The following is a 6806-nucleotide window of genomic DNA, read 5'->3' on the forward strand; positions in this document are numbered from 1 at the left end:
CGCTCCGGCGACGACGGCCGCCTATACTGCTCCATCGACCAGCGCAGCGCCCCCGCCGCTATACATTCCTCCGGCGCCACCTGAAGTGCCGGCCACCATGGTCGCTCCCATAAGCCCCACCCGTGAGGTTCCGGTCTCATCACCTGTTCGGTCATCTCCGGCACAGGTCTCGGTCGTGCCGAGCATCCCACCCAGTGCCTCACCGCCGTCGGATTATAGCAGCGGTCAGGCACCTGCTTACTCCGCACCATCGAACCCTGTGCGCCAAGCGCCGCGTAATGTTAGCGGCCAGGCCTTGATCGTCGATAGCTCTTCACAGGAAAGCCCAAGCACGCCCGAAGCGCAGAATGGCAATGACGCAAAGGGAGGCGACAACAAGCGGGTCAGCCTGTCGACCACGCGCGCGCGCGCCGCGATGCTGGCGAACCGCGCGACGACTGTCCCGCAAGGGACGCTCATCCCGGCTGTGCTCGAAACGGCGTTTGATTCCACCTCACCGGGCTTTGCCCGCGCGTTGGTTCAGAAGAACATCTATGGCTTTGACGGCACCCAGATCCTGATCCCGCGCGGCAGCCGGCTGATCGGTGAATATGGTGCTGACACGGCGCGTGGCCAGCGACGCGCCGTCATCGTCTGGTCGCGGCTAATACGGCCCGATGGGGTCACGATCGCGATCGGCTCGCCTGCGGCTGATACCCTGGGGCGGGGCGGGGTTAGTGCGGACGTCAACTCCCACTTCCTCGAGCGGTTTAGCGGTGCGATCCTGCAGTCGGCACTCGATGTCGGCGTCAATTTGGCCGCGCGCAACAGCCGTTCGCCTGTCATCGTCGCGCTGCCCTCGACAAGCAACGCGGTGTCGAACGTTGCGACAGCACGCACGAACGATATTACGCCCACCCTCCGCGTGCCCGCAGGCCGCAGTGTCAGCGTCTTCGTGGCGCGCGACCTCGACTTCACCGCAGCCGGGGCAGCACGATGACAATGGATGGCTGGCGGTATCTCCACAACCACCTGGCACCCATCAGCCATCTGCTCGCCCGAGAGGACATCACAGACCTTTACGTCAATCGTCCACGGGAAATCTGGGTAGAGACATTGGGCGGCGCGATCGAGCGCCATGATATCGACGAACTCGATGCGGCCATGCTCGCACGCCTGGTCAGCCAGATTGCCGCCTGGTCCCATCAGGGTATCAACCGGGAACATCCGCTGTTGTCCGCGACGCTGCCCGATGGCTCACGCGTCCAGGCGATCGCAGCGCCGGCCACCAAGGGGGATCTGGCGCTCGCCATCCGTAAACATGTGTCGGCCGATCTGTCGCTCGACGATTATGTCGAAAGCGGTGCCTTTGCCGGCATCGCAGCAAAGGCGGTCTCATCCGTTTCGGTGGCCGCATCCTCAGCTGCCGAGGTAAGCCGAGGCGACTTAGCCACCACCTTGCGGACCGCAGTCAGGGACAGGCGCAATATCCTCGTGTCGGGGGGTACCTCGACTGGCAAGACCACGTTCCTCAACGCCCTCATCCGCGAAATCCCAACCCACGAGCGTCTGATCACGATCGAGGATACGCCGGAACTCCAGATTACCCAGCCTAATGCGATTGGCCTCCTGGCCGCACGTGGCCAGCTCGGCGAAGCCCAGGTCACGGCGGACGACCTTGTCTCTGCATCCCTGCGCATGCGGCCGGATCGCATCATTCTGGGCGAACTGCGCGGTAGCGAGGCCTATGCCTTCCTGCGGGCCATCAACACAGGCCATCCGGGCTCCATGGCGACAGTGCATGCCGATAGCGCCGCTGGTGCCGTCGAGCAGATCGCATTGTTGATCCTGCAGGGCGGCACCCGCCTGACCCGTCAGGACGTCCTCGAATATGTCCGCAACTCGATAGGCGTCTTCATCCAACTCGCTCGGGTTGGCGGGCGCCGATACGTCAGCGAGGTCGTCTGCGCATGATGACGCCCGGAATGGCATTGACCGATCCGGCGGGGCAGGGGGCCCTGCTTCAGGGCGCCAATTGGGTCCGCAGCCTGCTACTAGGCACGCCAGCGGTGGCGATCGCGACGATCGCCATTGCAGCGATAGGGTTTCTAATGCTGCAGGGCCGCCTTCCGATCAGGCGGGCTCTCGTCGCAGTGTTGGGCTGCTTCATCATTTTCGGGTCGGGGTCGATTGCGCGCGGCCTCCTCGCGATCGACGCCATGGCGGTCGACCCCGCGCCACCGCCTGCATCGGTGCCCAGTCCGGTATCGACGCCCATGGCGCCGCCACCTCAGCCAACTGTCTACGATCCTTATGCCGGCGCATCCGTACCGGTTCGTTGACCGACGATCAATGTAGCGGCAATATTGGTCATGATGATCAGGTGACTGTATTGAAGCGTCGGTAAATTAAAATTTGTAAGTGTGGCGATTCGGATCGTCTATCTGGCTTGGGGGTGTATTATTTCTTGCTATTTCAAGGCGATCACTGCGATCGCCGCACTGTCTTTGGCATATCCATCGGTCGCGGGAGCTGATGCCTATTGCTCAGATGCCAAAACTCCCTTGAGGCTTTTGACATATCATGACGGCGGGGTTCTGTTGCTAACCGACTGGCGTGGCAATTTCGTCCAGATATGCAACTCAAGCCAAAGCTGGAAGGTGTCCCTCCCAGCGTTTGCTTCGCCTGGATGTCGAAAATTGCAAGTGCAATCAATTCAGGAAAAGCTGTCGGAATCTACTATGGCGGGGTTTCCACCGATGCGTGCAAAACCCTTCCTCCCTCTGGAGCAGCGCCCGCTCCGGTTTACGTCGACGTACACAATTGATCCAATTCAGTTCTGAATTTTCCTAAAGGGGGCAGAAATGCTGAAAAAGCTGATCATGGGCGTAGCCCTGATTTGCGCATCATCGCAGGCCTATGCTTGGGATGGCATGAAGTCCGGTAAGCTAACTCGCGTAGACGTCGTGACAAATGGCGATAATTTTGGCTTTCGGGTTTATCAGGATGGATCTCCGATGTGCGGCACCAGCGAGAGCTGGGGCTTCATCAACAAGGGGGATTCCAATTATGACGGCATGGTCGCGCTTCTTATGTCGGCATATATGAACGGCAAATCAGTTACGCTGCTTTCTACTAAAGAAGGGGCGTATTGTCATATTGGCTACGCTATATTGCAATAGGGGTGGGGGACCAGAATGGCTCAAATACTATATGAGAAAATGAAAAATTGCACATCGCGATGTGCACGCCTCATTGCGACAGCAGGCTTGATATGTGCTGGTACCAGTCACGCGGCCTATAATGATAACTTTACTACCCGTATCACTGAAGTCCTCACTTATGACAACGGGCTCTTTCTGATTGCGACCGCGACGATGCCGAATGGTCAGCCCTGCGGAAACTACTGGATCGTCCCGGGAGACGTTCCGACCGACGCGAGACAAATGCTCCTGTCACGAGCTCTGATTGCTCGCGAAAAAGGAGAGCCCATTAATATTGGCTATGACCACGCGACATGCGTCAACGGCTGGTATCGCGTTCATCGGCTGGGGTGATACCAACTCAGGGGGACAGGGGAGTGTGATGACGTTGAGACGGAGCCTCTCACGGTAGAGAATAGCGCTCGCATTGACAGCAATGTGCAATAGCAGCGTGACTGCTCAATATTACGAAGCGGGTTGTGGCGAGTCACCGGCTACCGCGTCGGTTCTGATGGCAGTCGCTTTACGCTCAGTCCGCCGCCTCAAGCTTGTGGCGGTGGCTCTAATAATGGTGAAAACATCGTGATCCCTGCGGGCGCGCCAAACAGGCAGGAAATTATTGCTTCCCTGATGAGCGCGTACTTTTCCGGCGAGAAGGTCAGCGGAATATGGTTTAGCAATGCCGGTCCCTGCAATGAACAAACGGCAATATCGGTCACGATGATTAGAATGGGGGCAAAGTGAAATGATGAAATCGAGCCATAAGCTGGTAGCGCGCTGTGCGATTGCTGCGGCAGCCTGGTGCTTCGCTATGCCGGCTCAGGCGGCTTTCATATGCCCAGCCTACCCCAAAGAATATCTCGCCGTTGGCGGAGATGGTCTCGTTTACACGGCCGTCAACAATGGGACCTCGAATGTTGTCACGGCGATATGCAGCGTGACGGCAAACGACGATGGTGTTTCCCCGCAAGCTTGCACGGCCTGGTATTCGTTATTGCTCACTTTGCGTAATACGGGCGGTCATGCCCTGCCTCACTTCAACGAAGCGGCATTGACAAATTCATCCGTTAAAGGGTGCGCGGGTCTGAACAGTTGGGAGCACCATGTTCCTTATTTCTTGCTAGCCCAGTAATGATGCATCTTTAAAATATAAAAGCAATTCACAAGGCTGTACCTTTTAGTATGGAAGTGGTGTATATGAATATGGCATCGCCTATCAGGCATATTGGAATTTTTTGCGCCTTCGCTGCGTCGATTATGCCAATTGCCGCTTCGGCGGAAACTATAGGTAATGTAAAAATCAGGAATGTCGGCAACCAGGGAACGCAGCTCTACGCACTTTTGGAAGTTGTGCCACCCGGCTGTGCGAACAATGTCGCCTATCACTCGTCAGAAACACAGGCTGGCCAATATGTGATGAGCATTTTGCTATCTGCCAAACTGACACAGCGCCCGATCAGTCGAATGGATTATACTGTCCGCGCTGGTGGTATATGCTGGATAGACCTCGTCGAAATATGATCGGCATCTATCCAGCTGATTTGTGAGGCGCCACTCATACGGCATGAGCAATAATCGCATCTTAGGTGCCATCGAAAAGTATGAGAGCCTCGCCGCGTTATTCCGAATGGCTGCAGCGGACGTATTGCACGATTCTTGTTTCTGTCGATTGCCTGTGATGCTGCTGCCGGCGGCAGAAGGCATGCCATATATTCCTGTCCCTGAGCCCCTATATTTCCTCACATTGTCAGGCGTAGTTTGTGCGAGCTTTATGTAGGGCATGGTGATATTCAGATAGGCGGATGTGTTCGAACGCAGGTCTAAAAAATAGGGCATGAGGTGGGTTATGTCGTTAAAATCGCGGGATATGATATTCATTGTATTTGCCGCTTTGTTCGCTGCGGTGCCTACATCGGCGGCATTAGGGCAATCAGGTATAGTTAGCGGCAGGGTAGTAAAAATATATGCTGACCCGAGTGATGTCGTTGTTGTTACGGATAAGGTCGGCCCATGTGGATCCGCTCTTTATCACTTTAGAAGGTCTAATGAGAACTTTAAGGAGATCGTATCTCTCATGTATCTCGCCGCTGCTTCTAAAAACGTTGTCGAAATAGTTGTCAGCGGCTGCGCCAACGAACGCAATATTGCCAGTCATGGCAGTGTTGCGTTTTGAAGACGATTTTCTTGAATTTACGACTCTCGGCGATGCCCGCCAAGCATTTGTCCTATTGGCGAGTTAATCATGAGGGTAAAATTCGAGCGGATTAGATCGAAATGATGATATGGCGTGTGAATATTAAGGGGTGTGGGAGCATTTTTTAGGGGTGCGGCCAATGCGATCATATCTGGCGGTTTTTGGTTTGTTTGGCGCGATTGCTGTGCCGGCGTCGGCTGGAACGGGCGGATTTCAGGGGCCTAGAGCTGTTGTCGGGTACGATGTTGGAGATACAGATTTGCTCTATATCCGCTTTGCGGACGCAGGAAGCTGCAGGGCGCTGGGTATTGTTCCGAAGGGCAAGCCTTATTACAATGATATGCTGGCGATGACGATTAGTGCTTATAATGCGTCGAAACCACTCAATGTCTATTTTGCTACTTGCCCCGATGACGGAAGACCCGCTGAAATTGTAAGAATGGTTCAGGGAGCAGTTTTCTAAATCGATAAAGATGGGCCGTAGCTCTGAGCAGTCGGACATGATGGGATAATCATTTCGGCGAAAATTTGTGCCAGTTTTGATAAAATGCGGCTTGATCACTGCATATGCCTTGCCAAGGGGCAGAAAGGTTTTAGCTGCGTGCATAAGGCCCTTGACTGCATCGGATTGAGTTGCTTGGCGCGGGAATGGGCCTAGGTACGAGGTAAATAAATCATTTAAACTATCAGGCATTTGAGAGGGGGCGGGAATGCATTTATACTTCCGTGCTAAGCAATATTTAAAAAAGATTCACCCGAACGTAAAAATTCTAGCATTGGGTATGATGTGCTTTAGCCCTTCGAATGCGTCGGCGAGTCAAGCGTATGGGTACTATATTCACGGTGATATAAAAGACGTCACGTCGGTTCGTGGCGCGCTCATGGTTAGAATTGATGATGACAAAGTGCCGACCGTGTGTGCGTCATCTGGTTCAAGTTGGATGAGGATCGATCAGTCAGATACTGCGATGACCAGTTTGGTTTTGTCATATTGGTTGCAATCAAAAAGAGGATTCACCTTCTATTCTGACGGTCTCTCTTCCGGGTATTGTTCGATAAATCAGGCCGATCCCGATGTATAGAGCAGTCTTTAATTGATCTGCGTTGTGTCCGCAGACTGCGAAATAGTTAGCGTATTCTCGTGGTAAATAGAGATAGGCGATTGTGACTGACGCGCTCCATGCGCCAAATTTCGTCCGCTCGGCGGCTTTTTGCGCGTGTGCCTTAAGCCTCGAGAAGGTGGGCTCGATCAGGTCGGATTAAAGTTTGTGATGCGGAAGAAACGGGAGCGTTGTGCCGATGCTCTCCGCTGGGCTTTTCATTTTGAGGGGGGGGCTGGCAGGGGGCGCCGCGCTGAACAATAGCGCGGGCATGGGCACGGTTGATCATGGTGATCTCCGCGGTGCGCAGTGACGTGCTCCCCAAAGCTC

The 6806-nt window shown here is 54.9% G+C and carries 9 protein-coding genes; 8 read left to right on the forward strand and 1 reads right to left on the reverse strand.

All coding sequences use genetic code 11. The features are described 5' to 3' along the window. Positions 1-295 precede the first annotated feature (295 nt). From NS355_RS07760 to NS355_RS07775, 4 genes are all read left to right on the forward strand, one after another. On the forward strand, positions 296-979 hold the full coding sequence (locus tag NS355_RS07760) for a TrbI/VirB10 family protein (protein WP_244489596.1): 684 nt from the start codon (positions 296-298) through the stop codon (positions 977-979). 2 nt (positions 980-981) lie between these two features. After that, positions 982-1953: a P-type DNA transfer ATPase VirB11 gene (virB11, locus tag NS355_RS07765; RefSeq protein WP_058745182.1), complete on the forward strand. Its 972-nt coding sequence runs from the start codon at positions 982-984 to the stop codon at positions 1951-1953. An 11-nt stretch (positions 1954-1964) separates the two neighbouring features. Then, on the forward strand, positions 1965-2321 hold the full coding sequence (locus tag NS355_RS07770) for a TrbC/VirB2 family protein (RefSeq protein WP_167345424.1): 357 nt from the start codon (positions 1965-1967) through the stop codon (positions 2319-2321). Between the two features lie 522 nt (positions 2322-2843). Continuing rightward, positions 2844-3161 (forward strand): hypothetical protein, encoded by a 318-nt coding sequence (locus NS355_RS07775; RefSeq protein ID WP_058745184.1) that lies wholly within the window; start codon positions 2844-2846, stop codon positions 3159-3161. 563 nt (positions 3162-3724) lie between these two features. On the opposite strand, the gene NS355_RS18965 is transcribed toward NS355_RS07775, so the two are convergent. Further along, positions 3725-3901 carry a hypothetical protein gene (locus tag NS355_RS18965; RefSeq protein ID WP_167345425.1) on the reverse strand — a complete coding sequence of 59 codons (177 nt, stop codon included), beginning with the start codon at positions 3899-3901 and terminating at the stop codon, positions 3725-3727. Positions 3902-3927: 26 nt separating this feature from the next. Between NS355_RS18965 and NS355_RS18665 the strand changes: the two genes are divergently transcribed. The 4 genes from NS355_RS18665 to NS355_RS18680 all read left to right on the forward strand — a co-directional run bounded on the left by NS355_RS18665 (position 3928) and on the right by NS355_RS18680 (position 5839). Continuing rightward, entirely contained in the window at positions 3928-4314 is a 387-nt protein-coding gene (locus tag NS355_RS18665; RefSeq protein WP_153008117.1) for a hypothetical protein, read from the forward strand. 50 nt (positions 4315-4364) lie between these two features. Then, a complete protein-coding gene (locus tag NS355_RS18670) occupies positions 4365-4703 on the forward strand; it encodes a hypothetical protein (protein ID WP_153008118.1) in 339 nt (112 codons plus the stop codon). Positions 4704-5016: 313 nt separating this feature from the next. Continuing rightward, complete coding sequence (locus tag NS355_RS18675; protein WP_153008119.1) at positions 5017-5355, forward strand: hypothetical protein; 339 nt, start codon at positions 5017-5019, stop codon at positions 5353-5355. 160 nt (positions 5356-5515) lie between these two features. Next, positions 5516-5839, forward strand: coding sequence for a hypothetical protein (locus NS355_RS18680; protein ID WP_153008120.1), 324 nt, complete (start codon positions 5516-5518; stop codon positions 5837-5839). Positions 5840-6806 lie beyond the last annotated feature (967 nt).

Origin of the sequence: Sphingomonas yabuuchiae (genome assembly GCF_001477495.1) — a bacterium.
Lineage (GTDB): Bacteria > Pseudomonadota > Alphaproteobacteria > Sphingomonadales > Sphingomonadaceae > Sphingomonas > Sphingomonas yabuuchiae_A.